The 14,035-nt window shown below is 63.6% G+C and carries 17 protein-coding genes and 1 tRNA gene; 4 read left to right on the forward strand and 14 right to left on the reverse strand.

Annotated features, from left to right (window positions below; all coding sequences use genetic code 11):
* Positions 1 to 55 precede the first annotated feature (55 nt).
* Positions 56 to 622 carry an invasion associated locus B family protein gene (locus MTX21_RS09055; protein WP_280964456.1) on the forward strand — a complete coding sequence of 189 codons (567 nt, stop codon included), beginning with the start codon at positions 56 to 58 and terminating at the stop codon, positions 620 to 622.
* Between the two features lie 38 nt (positions 623 to 660).
* Here MTX21_RS09055 and MTX21_RS09060 read toward each other — a convergent pair whose 3' ends face one another.
* From MTX21_RS09060 to MTX21_RS09080, 5 genes are all read right to left on the reverse strand, one after another.
* Positions 661 to 1,380, reverse strand: a complete 720-nt coding sequence (locus MTX21_RS09060) for an ABC transporter ATP-binding protein (RefSeq protein ID WP_280964457.1) — start codon at positions 1,378 to 1,380, stop codon at positions 661 to 663.
* Entirely contained in the window at positions 1,377 to 2,144 is a 768-nt protein-coding gene (locus MTX21_RS09065) for an ABC transporter ATP-binding protein (protein ID WP_280964458.1), read from the reverse strand. The genes MTX21_RS09060 and MTX21_RS09065 overlap by 4 nt, the downstream gene beginning before the upstream one ends.
* Positions 2,134 to 3,108 (reverse strand): branched-chain amino acid ABC transporter permease, encoded by a 975-nt coding sequence (locus tag MTX21_RS09070; protein WP_280971367.1) that lies wholly within the window; start codon positions 3,106 to 3,108, stop codon positions 2,134 to 2,136. Before MTX21_RS09070 ends, MTX21_RS09065 begins: the two co-directional genes overlap by 11 nt.
* A 10-nt stretch (positions 3,109 to 3,118) precedes the next feature.
* On the reverse strand, positions 3,119 to 3,982 hold the full coding sequence (locus MTX21_RS09075) for a branched-chain amino acid ABC transporter permease (protein WP_280964460.1): 864 nt from the start codon (positions 3,980 to 3,982) through the stop codon (positions 3,119 to 3,121).
* A 66-nt stretch (positions 3,983 to 4,048) separates the two neighbouring features.
* The gene (locus MTX21_RS09080; protein WP_280964461.1) at positions 4,049 to 5,302 is read right to left on the reverse strand and encodes an ABC transporter substrate-binding protein; all 1,254 of its coding nucleotides are present in this window, start codon (positions 5,300 to 5,302) and stop codon (positions 4,049 to 4,051) included.
* A gap of 94 nt (positions 5,303 to 5,396) precedes the next feature.
* On the opposite strand from MTX21_RS09080, the gene MTX21_RS09085 reads away from it, so the two are divergent.
* On the forward strand, positions 5,397 to 5,531 hold the full coding sequence (locus tag MTX21_RS09085; RefSeq protein ID WP_280964462.1) for a hypothetical protein: 135 nt from the start codon (positions 5,397 to 5,399) through the stop codon (positions 5,529 to 5,531).
* Between the two features lie 141 nt (positions 5,532 to 5,672).
* On the opposite strand, the gene MTX21_RS09090 is transcribed toward MTX21_RS09085, so the two are convergent.
* Complete coding sequence (locus MTX21_RS09090; RefSeq protein ID WP_280964463.1) at positions 5,673 to 6,035, reverse strand: DUF1428 family protein; 363 nt, start codon at positions 6,033 to 6,035, stop codon at positions 5,673 to 5,675.
* 259 nt (positions 6,036 to 6,294) lie between these two features.
* Here MTX21_RS09090 and MTX21_RS09095 point away from each other — a divergent pair.
* Positions 6,295 to 6,368: transfer RNA gene (locus MTX21_RS09095), tRNA-Gln, on the forward strand.
* Between the two features lie 28 nt (positions 6,369 to 6,396).
* On the opposite strand, the gene MTX21_RS09100 is transcribed toward MTX21_RS09095, so the two are convergent.
* The gene (locus MTX21_RS09100) at positions 6,397 to 6,615 is read right to left on the reverse strand and encodes a hypothetical protein (protein ID WP_280964464.1); all 219 of its coding nucleotides are present in this window, start codon (positions 6,613 to 6,615) and stop codon (positions 6,397 to 6,399) included.
* 95 nt (positions 6,616 to 6,710) lie between these two features.
* Here MTX21_RS09100 and MTX21_RS09105 point away from each other — a divergent pair, with 95 nt between their 5' ends.
* Positions 6,711 to 7,433: a DUF72 domain-containing protein gene (locus MTX21_RS09105; protein ID WP_280964465.1), complete on the forward strand. Its 723-nt coding sequence runs from the start codon at positions 6,711 to 6,713 to the stop codon at positions 7,431 to 7,433.
* A 12-nt stretch (positions 7,434 to 7,445) separates the two neighbouring features.
* Here the strand turns inward: MTX21_RS09105 and MTX21_RS09110 are convergent, their stop codons facing one another.
* From MTX21_RS09110 to MTX21_RS09140, 7 genes are all read right to left on the reverse strand, one after another.
* Complete coding sequence (locus MTX21_RS09110; protein WP_280964466.1) at positions 7,446 to 7,619, reverse strand: hypothetical protein; 174 nt, start codon at positions 7,617 to 7,619, stop codon at positions 7,446 to 7,448.
* A 46-nt stretch (positions 7,620 to 7,665) separates the two neighbouring features.
* Positions 7,666 to 8,016: a hypothetical protein gene (locus tag MTX21_RS09115; protein ID WP_280964467.1), complete on the reverse strand. Its 351-nt coding sequence runs from the start codon at positions 8,014 to 8,016 to the stop codon at positions 7,666 to 7,668.
* A gap of 78 nt (positions 8,017 to 8,094) precedes the next feature.
* Positions 8,095 to 8,295, reverse strand: a complete 201-nt coding sequence (locus MTX21_RS09120) for a hypothetical protein (RefSeq protein ID WP_280964468.1) — start codon at positions 8,293 to 8,295, stop codon at positions 8,095 to 8,097.
* A gap of 1 nt (position 8,296) precedes the next feature.
* A complete protein-coding gene (locus tag MTX21_RS09125; RefSeq protein WP_280964469.1) occupies positions 8,297 to 8,503 on the reverse strand; it encodes a hypothetical protein in 207 nt (68 codons plus the stop codon).
* Between the two features lie 706 nt (positions 8,504 to 9,209).
* Entirely contained in the window at positions 9,210 to 9,425 is a 216-nt protein-coding gene (locus tag MTX21_RS09130) for a hypothetical protein (RefSeq protein ID WP_280964470.1), read from the reverse strand.
* Between the two features lie 539 nt (positions 9,426 to 9,964).
* Positions 9,965 to 10,711: a Crp/Fnr family transcriptional regulator gene (locus tag MTX21_RS09135; RefSeq protein WP_280964471.1), complete on the reverse strand. Its 747-nt coding sequence runs from the start codon at positions 10,709 to 10,711 to the stop codon at positions 9,965 to 9,967.
* Positions 10,711 to 13,872: a CheR family methyltransferase gene (locus MTX21_RS09140; RefSeq protein ID WP_280964472.1), complete on the reverse strand. Its 3,162-nt coding sequence runs from the start codon at positions 13,870 to 13,872 to the stop codon at positions 10,711 to 10,713. Before MTX21_RS09140 ends, MTX21_RS09135 begins: the two co-directional genes overlap by 1 nt.
* Between the last annotated feature and the right edge of the window lie 163 nt (positions 13,873 to 14,035).

Here is a 14,035-nt window from a genome sequence, read left to right on the forward strand (position 1 = left end):
TCCTGCGACGGTAACAGCGGGGCTCCCATTTCCCCCAACGCGATATTTCACGCCCATGCGATCCCAACTGATTGCCCTCACCGCCGCTGCCCTGTTGTCGACGGGTGCGGCGTCCGCTCAGCAAGCCGCCAGGAAGAACGGGGCGCCGCCGCAGCCCGCCGCAACGCCGGCCCCTGCGCAGCAGCAGCAGGGCGAGGCCGCGCAAGGCAACGCACAGGCCGGCTGGATCGCGCGCTGCACCAGCCCGAGCCGCGAAGCGCCGCTCGAATGCGCGATCGAGCAGAACGCCGTCCTGACCAAGACCGGTCAGACCGTCGTGCTGATCAACATCCGTGTCGCTCCCGATACCCGCACGCCGGTGGCGCTGCTCCAGTTGCCGCTCGGCCTCAACATTCCCGTCGGCGCAAAGCTTCAGATCGACGAGGGCAAGACGGTCGACCTTCAGATCCAGACTTGTGAAAGTCGCGGCTGCTACGCCTCGGCGCCGATCGCCCCTGATCTGCTTGCGACCCTGAAGTCGGGCAAGCAATTGAAAGTCTCCTTCCAGAACATGGCCAAGGAGACAATCACGATCCCGATGCCACTCAACGACTTCGCGGCCGCCTACGACAAGATCAAGTAACGGGCGCTCGTCCCGCTTGGTGTCGCGCCATCCGGCAATCACTCCACGCCCAGATAGGCCTTCTGCACCTGCGGATCCTCGGCCAACGCCGCCGCCGTGCCGGACAGCACGCTTTTGCCGACCTGAAGCACGGTCGCAAAATCCGAGACTTCGAGCGCGAGCTCGATTGACTGCTCCGCGAGCAGGATGGTCAGGCCCTCGCGATGCAGGCGGCCAAAGGTCTCGTACATGGATTCGACCACCGCCGGCGCGAGGCCGAGCGACGGCTCGTCCAGCATTAGGAGCTTTGGATCGCTCATCAGCGCGCGGCCGACCGCGAGCATCTGCCGCTCGCCGCCCGACATGGTGCCGGCGCGCTGGTTGCGGCGCTCCTTCAGCCGCGGGAAGATCTCGTAGACGCGCTCGAGGAGCGCCGCCTTGCGCGACTTGTCGTGCAGAGGTGTCGCGCCGAGCAGCAGATTGTTCTCGACGCTCTGCTGCACGAACAGCCGCCAGCCCTCCGGCGACAGCGCGAGGCCCTTGCGCACGATCGCGAAGGCATTCTGGCCGGCGATGTCCTCGCCACGAAAACTGATCGAACCGGAATGCACCGGGATGAGACCGGCGATCGCGTTCAGCGTCGTGGTCTTGCCGCCACCATTCGAGCCGAGCAGCGCGACGACGCTGCCCTCGGGCACCTCCAGCGACACGTCGGATATGCCGATCAAATCGCCGTAGCGCACCTCGAGGTGCTCGATCCTGAGCAACAGCCCGCTCATGTGATCGGTCCGCCCATCAGCTCGATCGGCGTGTGGCCGGCGGCCGCCTTGGCCGCACGGGTGCCGAGATAGGCCGCGATCACCTCAGGGTTGGACGTGACATCACGCGGTGAGCCGCGGGCGATCTCCTTGCCCTGGTGGAACACCATCACGCGGCTCGCGAGCGACATGATCACTTCCATGATGTGCTCGACGATGACGAGCGTGATTCCGGAGCGGTGAATGTCGCGCACGAGGTCGATCGCCCGCTTCACCTCGTTGGCGTTAAGGCCGGCCATGGCTTCGTCGAGCAGCAGCACTTTCGGCTCGGTCGCAAGCGCGCGGGCGATCTCCAGCCGCTTGCGGCCGGGCGTGCCGAGCGAGCGCGCCGGCGCCTCCGCAAGCCCGCTCATGCCGACGCGCTCGAGCACGGCGCGCGCCTTCGTCTCGGCTTCTGCACGATGGGAGGCGCGCAGGAAGGCGCCGATCATGACGTTCTCGAGCACCGTCATGCCCTCGAATGTCTGCGGCACCTGGAACGTGCGGGCGAGTCCGAGTTCGGCACGCAGCTCCGGCGCGAGATCGGTGATGTCGCGGCCCTCGAACAGCACGCGGCCGGAGGTGGTCTTGAGGTCGCCGGTCAGGCAATTGAAGAACGTGGACTTGCCGGCGCCGTTCGGGCCGATCAGGCCGAGAATATCGCCCTGCTCCAGCGTCACGGAGGCATCATCCACCGCCTTGAAGCTGCCGAACGCCTTGGTGATGCCGCGTGCCTCAAGGAGCATGGCTCGCTCCCGCATCAGTGCCCGGCTTGCTGCGCCGCTTGAACAGGCTGAGGATGCCGCCCGGCTGGAAGCGCGCGATCAGCACGATGATCGCGCCATAGACCACGAAGGTCAGTCCCGCGCCTCTGCCGCCGAGCCAGCTATTGGAAATCTCCTCCAGCGGCACGAGGATCGCGGCGCCGACCAGCGGCCCAAACAAGAGCCCCGCTCCGCCCAGCGCCGCCATGATCAGGATTTTGACCGAGATCAGGATGCCGAGCCCGGACTCCGGATCGACGAAGCCGAACATCATCGCATAGAGTGCGCCGGCGACGCTGGTCAGCGCTGCGCTCAGCATGAAGGCGTAGAGTTTTGTCCGGCTCGCGGGCGCGCCGAGCGAACGCGCCGCACGCTCGGAATCCTTGATCGCGCGCAGGTAAAATCCCACCCGGCTGTTGGCCATCCACCAGGTGATGAGAAGCGTGATCACGAGGATGACGAGGAACAGATAGTAGTACGGCAGCGACGACAGGAACGACAGATCGAAGATGTTGCGCGGCACGGTCGGGCCGGAGAGACCCACGGCCGCGCCGAGATAGTCGGTGTTGGTGACGATCAGGCGCATCGTCTCGGCGACCGCGATCGTGGCCATGCTGAAATAGTGGCCCGATAGCCGTAGTGTCGGCACGCCGATGATGGCGGCGAGCCCGACCGCCAGCACGATGCCGCCGGGAATGCCGAACAACGGCGACAGGCCGAACTTGGCGTAGGATCCCATCGCGGCATAGGCGCCGCAGCCGAAGAACACGACGTGCCCGACCGAGACCTGGCCGGCGTAGCCGCCGACGATGTTCCAGGCGGACGCCGCAATCGCGTAAAGCAGCACCAGCGCGCCGAGGCGCTGCTGGAACGGCGAGGACAGAAGCAGCGGATAGGCGATCGCCACTGCTGCGATGACTGAGAGCCAGATCAAGCGCCGCATCATGTCTTCCCCATCAGATCTTGCCCATCAGACCTTGCGGCCGGAACCAGAGGAAGAACAGGAACAGGACGTAGACGACGATATCCTTGTAGACGGCGCCGATCAGATAGCCGGACAAGGACTCGATCACCCCGATCAGGAGCCCTGCGACGAGCGCACCGGGCACGCTGCCGAAACCGCCGAGCGATACCGTGACGAAGGCGACGATGGCGAGCGTCTCGCCGACGGTCGGCACGATATAGAAGAAATTAGCAATCAGCGCGCCGGCAAGCCCCGTCGCGCCAGCCGCGATCGCCCAGGCCATCGCCTGCATGGTATCGGGCCGGATGCCCATGAGTTGGGCTGCCGTCGCATCCTCCGCCACCGCCAGCATCTTCGAGCCCAGCGAGGTGCGCGTCAAAAGCAGATGCAGGCCAAACGTCACCAGCAGCGCGACGACGCCCGCAAGCAATCGCGAGGCCTCGATGCGCAAGCCCGCAAACGCATAGGTGCCGCCGACGATGTCCTGCGGCATCGACAGGAAGTTGGCGCCGAACCACCAGAACACCGAATAGCGCAACAGCAGCGCAAGGCCGAAGGTGCCGAGAATCTGCGCCAGCATCGGTCCCTTCATGATGTCGCGGATCAGGCCGAAATAGACGACGACGCCGAGGGTCGCGAGCACCAGGGTTGCGAGCGGCGCACCTATGATCGGCCCTCCCCCCATGAGCGTGTACACGACGTAGGCGACATACATGCCGAGCATGACGAAATCGCCATGGGCGAAATTGACGATGTTCATCATGCCCCACACCAGGGTGAGGCCCGAGGAAAACAGGGCGTAGACCGCGCCAAGCAGCAGCCCGCCGACGATCACCTGCACGAGAACAAAGGACATCGGCTAACGTTGCTCTGATCGAATTCCAAAAGGAAGGGCAGGACCAAAGGCCCCGCCCTTAGGAGATCACCAGCCCTTGTAGGGCAGCATCGGCGCCTTTGCGGCATTGGCCTTCGGCCACACCGCGACGTAGTTCTCGCCGTCCTGGAGCTGGATGATCAGGCCGGAGGCGAGAACGTTCTGGCCCTTGTCATCGAACTTCACGCCCTTGTAGCCCATCATGAGCTGCTCAGGCTTGAGATCCGTCGCCTTCAGCGCCGCCTGGATCTTTGCCGGCTCGGTCGAGCCGGCGCGGTCGATCGCGTCAGCCAGCACGAAGAAGCCCTGCATCTGGCGGCCGACGGTGTCGTCCATCTCCTCGCCGCTCTTCTTCTTGTACATGTCGGCGATGATGGCGGAGGGCGAGCCGGACGGCCCGACCGACCAGGACGAGCGATTGAAGACTCCCAGCGAGATCTTGCCGACCGCCTTGATGAAGGACGGGTCGGAATAGCCGGCGTCGTCGGCGAGCAGCACGGGCGGCTTGTAATCGAGCGACTGCATGGTCTTGGCGAAAAGGATCGCGTCCGACGTGTAGCTGATCATGATGATCACGTCGGGCTTCTTGTCCTTGAGCTGCAGCACCTGCCCCTGCACGTCCGTCGCATTGACGGGGTAAGCAACGTCGACCGCGATCGGCTGTCCCTTCTCCTTGAAGGCGGCGCTGATCGTGTTCGCGACTGAGGTGCCGTACTCGGTGTTGTCATGGACCAGCGCGACGCTGTCGGTCTTGGCACCTTGCGCCTTCAGGTCGGCCAGGAATTCCGTGTAGATCTTGGCGAAGTCGGTGGCGATCGGCGTGGTGCGGAAGAACCATTTGAAGCCGCGCTCGGTGAGATTGGCGGCGACCGATTCCGAGTTCAAGTAGGGAACGCCGTATTTCTCCGCGATCGCGCTCGAGGTCAGCGTGATGCCGGACTGATAGGCGCCGAACACAGCCGCCACCTTGTCTTCCGTGATCAGGCGCAGCGCCTGGTTCTGGCCCGTCGCCGGATTGCCCTGGTTGTCCGCGAAGACCGCCTCGATCTTGGCACCACCGAGGCCGGCAAGCCCGGCGTTCTTCGCCAGCGGCAGATTGCCGAGCTCGGGATGCGCGTTGTTGATGATGTCCATGGCGACCTCGATGGCCGCCTTGGCATGCGCGCCGATCGAGGCGGTGCCGCCGGACATCGGCATGATCACGCCGATCTTGACGACCTTGTCCTCAGCCCGTGCGCCTGCCGCGAGCGCAATGGACATCGCGGCCGCGCAAAGCAGCCCGGTGACGTGCTTCAATGTCATGAAATCAGACCTCCCAAAGGGTTTCCCCGACCAAGGTTTTTTGGAAGCTTGCGCGAGGTGCGCTTCCGTTTGATTGTTCCTGGCGGCCGGGAGGATGGCATGGCAGCCAAGAGCCGGCAAGGTGAAACGGATTGCGACGATGCTGCATGGGCAGGGCTACAAGAGGGCGCCGCTCAATCTGGCGTCGATCATTGCAGGCAAGACAACTGCTGCTGCATTTTCGGTGTGATCGCCGCGACATGGCTGCTCAAACGCGTAGGTACAGGGTGGATTAGCGAAAGCGTAATCCACCACTTCTCTCGACGCGAAGAGCAAAGAGGTGGGTTACGCTACGCTAACCCACCCCACGATTCCTACGATTCCAACGGCGTCAGCCCGCGGAGTCGCTCGCCTGGAGCAGCGTTTCGAAACCGCCATAGATCATCCGCTTGCCGTCGAATGGCATGTCGCCGCCCTTCAGCCGCAGGTCCGCCATCACCTGCTTGTTGACGGCATCGCGATGCTGCCGGTCGCGGTAGACGATCCAGGAGAACACCACGACCTCGTCCTCCTTCGCCATCACTGCGCGCGGAAAGGATGTGAGCTCGCCGTAGGGAACGTCATCGCCGATGCATTCGACGTAGTTGAGCGCGCCGTATTCCATCCAGACCGCGCAAGCCGTTCGCGCGAGCGCCTTGTAGGCCTCGATCTTGTCCTTCGGCACGGCCAGCACGAAACCATCGACATAGGGCATCACGGATCTCCTTGGGTGACGTTGAGCCCCAAGGACGACGCAGGAGCCAGCGATCCGACAGGCGATGACCGTTTCGGGATGAGGCAAACCGTCGCGAGCGCCGCCGACCCGTCCCGAAACACCCCTGCACCACAGCGCTTGCCAGCTCCAGGCCGAGCGGGTAGAACGCTGCCACGCCTGAGCCGTGATTTGCGCGAGACGCGCTTCCGGCCACAGTCGGACAAATCAGTAAGACATTGAATTTGTTCGGCTATTCCGTTGGGGAATGGTGTAACGGTAGCACAACAGACTCTGACTCTGTTTGTCTTGGTTCGAATCCAGGTTCCCCAGCCAGCCGCGCGCTCCTGAACAGAACGCATCCCTACGATATTTCGCGCGGCAGCTTCCACTCCGGCCGTGGATCGCAGGTCTCGTCCAGCCTCCGGACGCGATATCCGGCCGGAAGGATCCGACCGCCGCCCTCCTCGTCCGCCACGGGCACGTCGGTCACCAGCCCCTCGATCAGGGCCGCTTCCCACACCTCTTTCTCGGTCGGGAAAGGATCGCCGATCTGTTTGTCACCTTCGAACAGCGCGTACATCGGCTCGGTCCTCGTCAATCTCTCTCGCAACGTATCCGCTGCAAAGACGTTCCCCCTCGACAAGGAACATTGACTCGCGACAGACGGCACCAAGGATGGCACGGGTTCTGATCGGCACCTCCGGCTGGCACTACGCCTCCTGGCGAGGACCGTTCTTCCCCGACGGCCTGCCGCTCAAACAGCAGCTTCGCTTTTACGCCGGCCAATTCGAGACCACCGAGCTGAACGGCGTGTTCTACCGCACGCCGACGCCCGCGGCGGTCAAGGGATGGCGGGAGGAGACCGGCCGCGATTTCGTCTTCGCGTGGAAAGCCTCAAAGTTCATCACGCACTGGAAGCGCCTGTCTGACCGATCCGAGAACAGCCTCGAGCTGCTGGAGGATCGCATTTCCCTGCTGCGCGGCAAGGTGGGGCCGATCCTGTTTCAGCTCCCGCCGCAATTCGAGGCGAATGCCGACCGCCTCGCCGCCTTCTTCAAGCTGTTGTCGCGCAAGCGCCGCTACAGTTTCGAGTTTCGTCACCCGAGCTGGTATCAGCCGCACATCCTGCGCATGCTGGCCGACGAGAACATCTCGCTGTGCCTCTCCGACCATCACGATGCACCAGCGCCGTGGAAACGCACCGCGGATTTCGTCTACGTCCGCGGCCACGGCCCGAGCGGACGTTATCAAGGTCACTATTCGCAGCCGACGCTCGCGCAATGGGCGCGGCGCATCAAATACTGGAAGCGGCAAGGCTGCGACGTGTATGTGTATTTCGACAACGACCAGAAGAGCGCGGCGCCGGCCGATGCGCTCAAGCTCAAATCGCTGCTGTGACCCGCCGGCGACTCACGGCCCACCCGCGACCGATCCCGCGATGACCATGACAAGCGCCTCAAGGTCGATCTTGCCGTTGACGATCAGCTCTTCCTCCGAGCCCTCGACCTTCAGCGATTGAGGCCGGTTGGCGGCCTGGCGCTGCAACTCGCCGATGATGGCTTCCTTGAGCTTCTCTTCGAACATGGGCATTCTCCTCTTCGGTCATCCCGACGAAATTGCAGGCGTTTCCTCAAGAGCGCCCTCCTCGGCGCTTCGCCCGAACGGCGTGATAGCGCGCGTTCGTCTGCGGCTTGATGTACAGGGCTGCGACGCTCGGATGGCGTTTGCAAATCTCGCTCTCGAGCGAAATCACGCATTGCTCGATGTCATCGGCACGCTTCTCGTCGGCGGCCCGCCTTCCGCGTGACCGGCGCCTTGCGCGCGTGGCTGTAGGCGTCCCATGCAACTGCGATGATTGCATCGAGCTCATCCTGCAGCGGTGCGAAGCGGGATCGATGAACTGATGCCTGTAGCGGCTTTCGAACTCGTCGCGCGACAGCCTGACGGGCGGCATCCCCTTGCGAATGTCCGGTTCCGGCATGCTGGCTCCGTCCGCGAGATCGGTTGTCCGACCAACCCGGGGCGCTACGTACGGTTCCCAACGCGGCCAGGGACGGCTTTACTGGCGGGCGATCTCGCGCGGCAGATCGAATTGCGCGATCCGCGTGTCCAGGCGCCACAGCTCGATGCGGTGGAGCAGCACGAGCGCGGCAGCCTCGCGCTTGGCTTCCTCGTCGTCGCCGCAGACGAGATTGATGCATCCGAACACGTGACCGTCCGGATCGATCTGGAAGGCACGGTAGTGCTTGATGCTCCGCATCTCAATGTCCTCGTGGTCTGAAGCCGGGAGCGCTCAGCCAATCCGTCAGGCTCGAGGTCACTTCATTCTGCTTGGCGCGCCGCAACAGCATCTCGCGCTCCTTGCCCGCGGGCATGCGGCGCGCGAGCTCGCGCGCCTTTTCGGCCGATGCTTGCAAGCGCTCCTGGAGCGATTGCGTCTGTTTCCTGCGATTGCGTTTGGTCGTCATCACTTCTCACGTCGAAGTTCTGAAAACGGGAAAATTGGCCCCGGCGGGAGGTATGGCGCCGGGGCCCAACATGCTGCCGGCTTGGGGCGGCCCAAACCGCAGTGTCTGTAGCTTCCAGCGCAAATGTAGGTTCCAGCATTTCAATAGGTTAACCCCGCGCGATATTGCGTCTGCACCCCTGCCCCTGCCCCTTCGGGGAAGGGGTGCAGGTGATCCGTCGACCCGGCGCTTGCGTGTTTTGCCCGACGCGAAATCCGGCTACAGACGAGTTCGATACTTCTCTTTCCGATGGAACGATCGAGCGCTTGCCAAGTTTTCCCGACACCCTTCCCCAAGGGTATTGATGGTTGGCCCCAGCTCCTCCCAAGCCCCCCAAGAGCTGGGGCCCTTTTTTGTTTGGCGTTCAGCAATGGCGCCGGCAAGATTGTCGGCGCGTCCTTTGCATTCGCTCAATCGTCCCAGATGCGTTCGCCGCACCGGCACAGTCGTACCCTTGCGGGTGTCCAGAAGGGCATGAGTTAGCCGCGGGAATGCGGTGCATGACGGGCAGCGCGGCCCGCGATCCTGCGTCGGCTGCTTCGGCAGCCCCTCTTTCCTTTCGCCGACCACTCAACTCTCCCCAGAGTCGAGCTTTTCAAGTGCCGAAAGGGACAATCGTTCCGGCGCGACGTCCACACCTGCCCGATTGTGGTAAACGAGGCGCCCCTTATTGCTCCAGCTCTCTGCGAATGAGGTCGCGGTGGGCAACATGCGTTGCCCGGAGCATTCGATAGGTATGGAGCACGTCGACGGCCAGATCGGTCGGGCAGCCGGACCGTTTCAGATCATTGATGATCTCGATTTGCCGCGCGATATGCCTGTCGCTTATCGCCACGTGGCGATCTGCTTCGGCAAGATGTTCCCGGGTGAGCCGCAGGTCCATGCAGGAACCCTACGCCTGGTTGGGACACCAGGGAATTCAAAATTCGTTTGCCGCCGCCGATTTGCGCCAGGTCCGCCTGGTAAACGACCCCGGCAAGAGCCGAGGTCGCCAACCTTGTGGGAAGGTTTTCTCCCGGCTTGGGGGCTATTGAGGGGCATTTCCGGGAGCACAGAGTCGACGCAGCCGCGCGAGCCTGGTTCCTATGGGCAGGCCATTGCGAAAAGGGATATCATCGCGTTCATCACCGGCTAGGCTCTGCCCGTAGGCACCGGTGGTTGAGAGACCGATTGCGCTCCCGCCTGCATGACCAGGGGAACGGGCCATGGCGAAGCCGACTAAGTATCCATTGCAATCTGACGCAGAGCACGCGGAGCAGATACGCAAGACCATTCAGGGTTCGTGGAAGGTCCTTGCCCTTCCTCAACCCGATACCTTCCTCGGCCGAAAAACCTACGAGCCGTTTCCGAGAGAACGAGACGCCGAAGGTCACGTCTTCGTCCGCGCAAAACTTGCGATCGACGAAACGCGACGAAGCGCGATCAGCCGCGTCGATAGGCTTGGAGATAGCTCGGCGAATACAACGCCGCGTCTTTCAGCGCGCCGAGGTCGCTGATGGTCAAAGTGCGCTCCCGCAGTACGATCAGGCCGGACGCCCTGAGCTCCTGAAGCGTTCGGTTCAAATGCACGACGGAAAGGCCGGTGGCATCCGCGAGGTCCATCTGCGTGACCGGCATGACGCACGAATTTCCGTCGACCATCCCGACCGGGCGAAGCCGCTCGAATATCTCGCAGAACAGATGCGCCACGCGCTCCAGCGCCACGCGGCGGCCGAGATTGATGGCCCATTCGCGCTGGATCGCGTTGCTCACGAGAGTCTCGCACCAGAACGCTTCCGTGAGCGAGCGATCGTTCGCCAGGAGGCTCTCGAAGCGCGCGCGCTTGATTTCGCTATAGACGACCGGCGTCATCGTCGCGATCGAGTGATCCATCAGCGACAGCAGGAACGCATGCGCGTCGCAGCTCTCACCCGGAAAGATGAAATTGACGATCTGGCGGCGGCCGTCCTCCAGCGTCTTATAGCGGCACAGCCAGCCGGACAGCACGATGCGAACGCTGTCGATGGGATCGCCCTCGGAGATCAGGTCTTCGCCGGACCCCGCGCGCTGCATCCCTTCGAGCATGGCGCGCTCGAGCGCGGCGGAAGCTTCGGCTGACAACGGCCGTAGCGCATTCAGGCGGCGGATCGCTGGCTCCGTCACGCTTCGATCGAGGGTTGAGAAGGGCATTAATTACCGCCCCCCGGTGTATGGAACGCACGCTTGCTCACAGGAATGATGATCGTGCATGTCAATCCGGATGAATTGAACGACATCGTCGTCTGCGCCTTGAACTCGAACGCCAGCGTGCGCTCCAGCAGCTCCGTGCCAAACCCTTTCCGCGGCGGCGGCGTGACTTGCGGCCCGCCCCGCTCGCGCCATTCGAACAGCAGCTCGGCGGGAGCGGCGCTCTCATCGATACGCCAGGAGATTTCGATCCGCCCCGTCGGCCGGCTCAATGCACCGTATTTCAGCGCATTGGTCGCGAGCTCGTGGATGGCGAGCGCAAAGGTTTCCGCGGCCTTCGGCTGGAAGCGCACGCGCGGACCCGAGACACGCACCTGCTCGCCTTCCCTGGCATTATAGGCCAACAGCTCCTCGACGACGAGATATTCGAGATCGACGCCGCCCTCGGGATCGCGGGTCACCAGCGCCTGGGTGCGGGCGAAGGCATTGAGGCGGCCGTCGAGATGCGAAGCGAATTCCTCGACGGTCGCGCTCGAATCCGCGGTGCGGCGGGCGATCGAGCGCACCACGCCGAGCGTGTTGCGGACGCGATGCTGAAGCTCGGCGAGCAGCAGCCGCTGCCGCTCTTCGGCGCGAGTGACCGCCGTGACGTCGATGAAGGTGATGACGACGCCGGCGATGAAATTATCGATGCTGCGATAGGGCAAGATGCGCACGATGTAGCGCGTGCCGCTGTCCGGCGCGCTCAGCTCGCGCTCCACGCTTGCGAGCGTGCGCAGCACGCGGCGGACGTCATCATTGAGCTCCTCGATCGGAATGCGCGCCTTGATGTGGGCGACGGGACGGCCGACGTCGGTCTCCACCAGGTGCAGAACCTGCGTGATCGCCGGCGTGAAATTCATCACCTTGAGATCGTTGTCGAGGAACACCGTCGCGATCTGCGTGCTCTCGAGGAAGTTCTTGAGGTCGCTGGTGGCACGCGTCAGTTCCTGGACGCGATGCGCCAGCTCGCCGTTGACGGTCGTCAGCTCCTCGTTGACCGACTGCAACTCCTCGCGCGAGGTTTCGAGCTCCTCATTGGCCGACTGCAGCTCCTCGTTGAGCGACTGGTATTCCTCGTTGGAGGATTTCAGCTCCTCGTTGGTGCTCTCCAATTCCTCGATGGTCGCCTGCAGGCGCTCGCCGGTCGCCCGCAGCTCGCTCTCGAGACGCTCGACATGCTCGGTTCGCACCATTGCATTGCTCTGGTTGGCCTCGATCACGCGGACGGGGCCATCCTTGAACAGCACGACGAAATTGCGGTGGCCGCCTGCGCCCTCCTGGATCGGCTCGACGGTGATGTCGACGAGCACGCGGTGACCGTTCAGACCGAGTTGCACATGATCGGCATGGGCGGGCTCGTTAGTCTCGGCCGCGCGGGCGAGCGCGGTGCGCAGCTCGATCCTGAGATCGCGGTGCACGAGCTGAAGCAGGTCGAGCGTGGCGGTCCCCGCCGTCGGCTCGATGTAGCGCCCGGTGCGGCCCGAGAAGTGCAGGATATGAAAATTGTCGTCGGTGATGACATAGGCCGGTGCATAGCGCTCCGCGATCCGCTGCGCGCGGCGTTCCAGGCCGACGTCCGGACCGAACGAGCGAACCGGCCGCAGGTCGACCGGCGCCCTGCCCGCCGCCGTCGTGATCGGAAATTCCGGCGGCAGCCGCGTTCCGGTCTCGAGCCTCTTGAAGATGCGGGCGCGGCGATCGATCGGCGCGAACAGCTTTGGATGCCGCGTCACGTTCTCGGAGTTGCCGAGGAACAGGAAGCGGTCAGGCAGCAGCGCGAAATGGAACAGCGGGATCACGCGGTTCTGCAGTTCGCTATTGAGATAGATCAGCAGATTGCGGCAGGAGACGAGATCGAGTTTGGAGAACGGCGCGTCCTTGATGACGTTGTGCTGCGAGAAGATGCACATCTCGCGCAGCTCCTTCACCACGCAATAGGTGTCGCCCTCGCGCACGAACCAGCGCGCCAGGCGCTCGCTGGTCATGTCCGCCTCGATGTTGGTGCGGTAACGGCCGACGCGCGCGGCCGCCAGCGCGCGCCCGTCGATGTCGGTCGCGAAGATCTGCACCAGCGGCGCGGAATCCAGCCGCGCCATGTGCTCGCGCAGCAGGATGCCGATCGAGTAGGCCTCCTCGCCGGTGGAGCAGCCGAGCACCCAGACGCGAACCTGCTGACCCGAGCCCTTGCCTTCGAAGATCTTCGGGATGATCTGGGTCTCCAGCACCTCGAATTCGCGCTTGTCGCGAAAGAACTCGGTGACGCCGATCAGGAGGTCATTGAAGAGATGCTGGGCCTCGTCCTTGTCATTGCGGAGAAAATCGACATAGGCGGGGATAGCGTCGATCTGCACCACCTGCATGCGCCGCTGCACGCGACGCAAGAACGTGTTCTGCTTGTAGCCGTGGAAATCGTTGCCGGTCTTGTTGCGCAGGATGTCGGCGATGCGCGACAGCGAGGTCGCGGCGGCGGCCAGAACCTCGTCAAAACCGTGCTTCTCCTCGAGCCGCCGTAAGTGGCGGGCATAGACCTGGATATGCTCGGGGATCTCCTCCGGCGGCAGCACGTAGTCGGCGATGGCGGCGGGCGTATTGCAGTCGAGCAGATGTTCGGCCTTGTGGGTCTCGACTTTTTCGGCGATGGCGAGTCCGCCATGGTCCTTGAGCGTCGCGGTGCCCAGCGTGCCGTCACCGCCGGTGCCGGCCAGGATCACGCCGATCGACTGCTCGGCACGCTCTTCCGCCAAGGAGACCAGAAAGCTGTCGATCGTGGCCCGCTCGCCGGGCGCCTGTTCGGCCTTGCGAAGCGTAAAGCGATCGCCCTGGATGGTCGTGATCATCGCCGGCGGGCACAAATAGATCGTGCCGCCCTCGATCGCCTGAGCATCGCCGATATCAGCGACCCTGCCGCCGTTCGAGCCCTGGACAATCTGGAGCAACCGATTCCCGTCAAAGGCCTCATGATGCTGAAGCGCCAGCACAATGGCCTGGTCGGCTGCCAACGTCAGCTTGGCGAAGAAGCGCTCGATGCTGTCGAGGGCACCGGGCGATGCACCCACCCCGATGATGAGCGGGGATTTGACCTGACGCTCTCCCTCGATGGGCTGTTCGCCGACTTTACTCATGGTCCGTTAGCTCTCACGGGCTGGCCGGGCGCGACGGGCCCGCTCCCTGCAAATAGCAGAAATCGATGTTATCCCAAGAGACCAACGGCGAAAATGCGATGCTACGTTCCATGCGGAGAACCGGCCGTTGTCAGCCCGCTGCGAAAGGTCCATAGTCGCCTGG

The organism is Bradyrhizobium sp. ISRA430 (assembly GCF_029909975.1).
In the GTDB taxonomy this organism is placed as follows: Bacteria; Pseudomonadota; Alphaproteobacteria; order Rhizobiales; family Xanthobacteraceae; genus Bradyrhizobium.

Coding starts and splice junctions, on each gene's coding strand:
- MTX21_RS09055 (WP_280964456.1), top strand. CDS start 56: ATGCGATCCCAACTGATTGCCCTCACCGCCGCTGCCCTGTTGTCGACG.
- MTX21_RS09060 (WP_280964457.1), bottom strand. CDS start 1,380: ATGAGCGGGCTGTTGCTCAGGATCGAGCACCTCGAGGTGCGCTACGGC.
- MTX21_RS09065 (WP_280964458.1), bottom strand. CDS start 2,144: ATGCTCCTTGAGGCACGCGGCATCACCAAGGCGTTCGGCAGCTTCAAG.
- MTX21_RS09070 (WP_280971367.1), bottom strand. CDS start 3,108: ATGATGCGGCGCTTGATCTGGCTCTCAGTCATCGCAGCAGTGGCGATC.
- MTX21_RS09075 (WP_280964460.1), bottom strand. CDS start 3,982: ATGTCCTTTGTTCTCGTGCAGGTGATCGTCGGCGGGCTGCTGCTTGGC.
- MTX21_RS09080 (WP_280964461.1), bottom strand. CDS start 5,302: ATGACATTGAAGCACGTCACCGGGCTGCTTTGCGCGGCCGCGATGTCC.
- MTX21_RS09085 (WP_280964462.1), top strand. CDS start 5,397: ATGGCATGGCAGCCAAGAGCCGGCAAGGTGAAACGGATTGCGACGATG.
- MTX21_RS09090 (WP_280964463.1), bottom strand. CDS start 6,035: ATGCCCTATGTCGATGGTTTCGTGCTGGCCGTGCCGAAGGACAAGATC.
- MTX21_RS09100 (WP_280964464.1), bottom strand. CDS start 6,615: ATGTACGCGCTGTTCGAAGGTGACAAACAGATCGGCGATCCTTTCCCG.
- MTX21_RS09105 (WP_280964465.1), top strand. CDS start 6,711: ATGGCACGGGTTCTGATCGGCACCTCCGGCTGGCACTACGCCTCCTGG.
- MTX21_RS09110 (WP_280964466.1), bottom strand. CDS start 7,619: ATGTTCGAAGAGAAGCTCAAGGAAGCCATCATCGGCGAGTTGCAGCGC.
- MTX21_RS09115 (WP_280964467.1), bottom strand. CDS start 8,016: ATGCCGGAACCGGACATTCGCAAGGGGATGCCGCCCGTCAGGCTGTCG.
- MTX21_RS09120 (WP_280964468.1), bottom strand. CDS start 8,295: ATGCGGAGCATCAAGCACTACCGTGCCTTCCAGATCGATCCGGACGGT.
- MTX21_RS09125 (WP_280964469.1), bottom strand. CDS start 8,503: ATGACGACCAAACGCAATCGCAGGAAACAGACGCAATCGCTCCAGGAG.
- MTX21_RS09130 (WP_280964470.1), bottom strand. CDS start 9,425: ATGGACCTGCGGCTCACCCGGGAACATCTTGCCGAAGCAGATCGCCAC.
- MTX21_RS09135 (WP_280964471.1), bottom strand. CDS start 10,711: ATGCCCTTCTCAACCCTCGATCGAAGCGTGACGGAGCCAGCGATCCGC.
- MTX21_RS09140 (WP_280964472.1), bottom strand. CDS start 13,872: ATGAGTAAAGTCGGCGAACAGCCCATCGAGGGAGAGCGTCAGGTCAAA.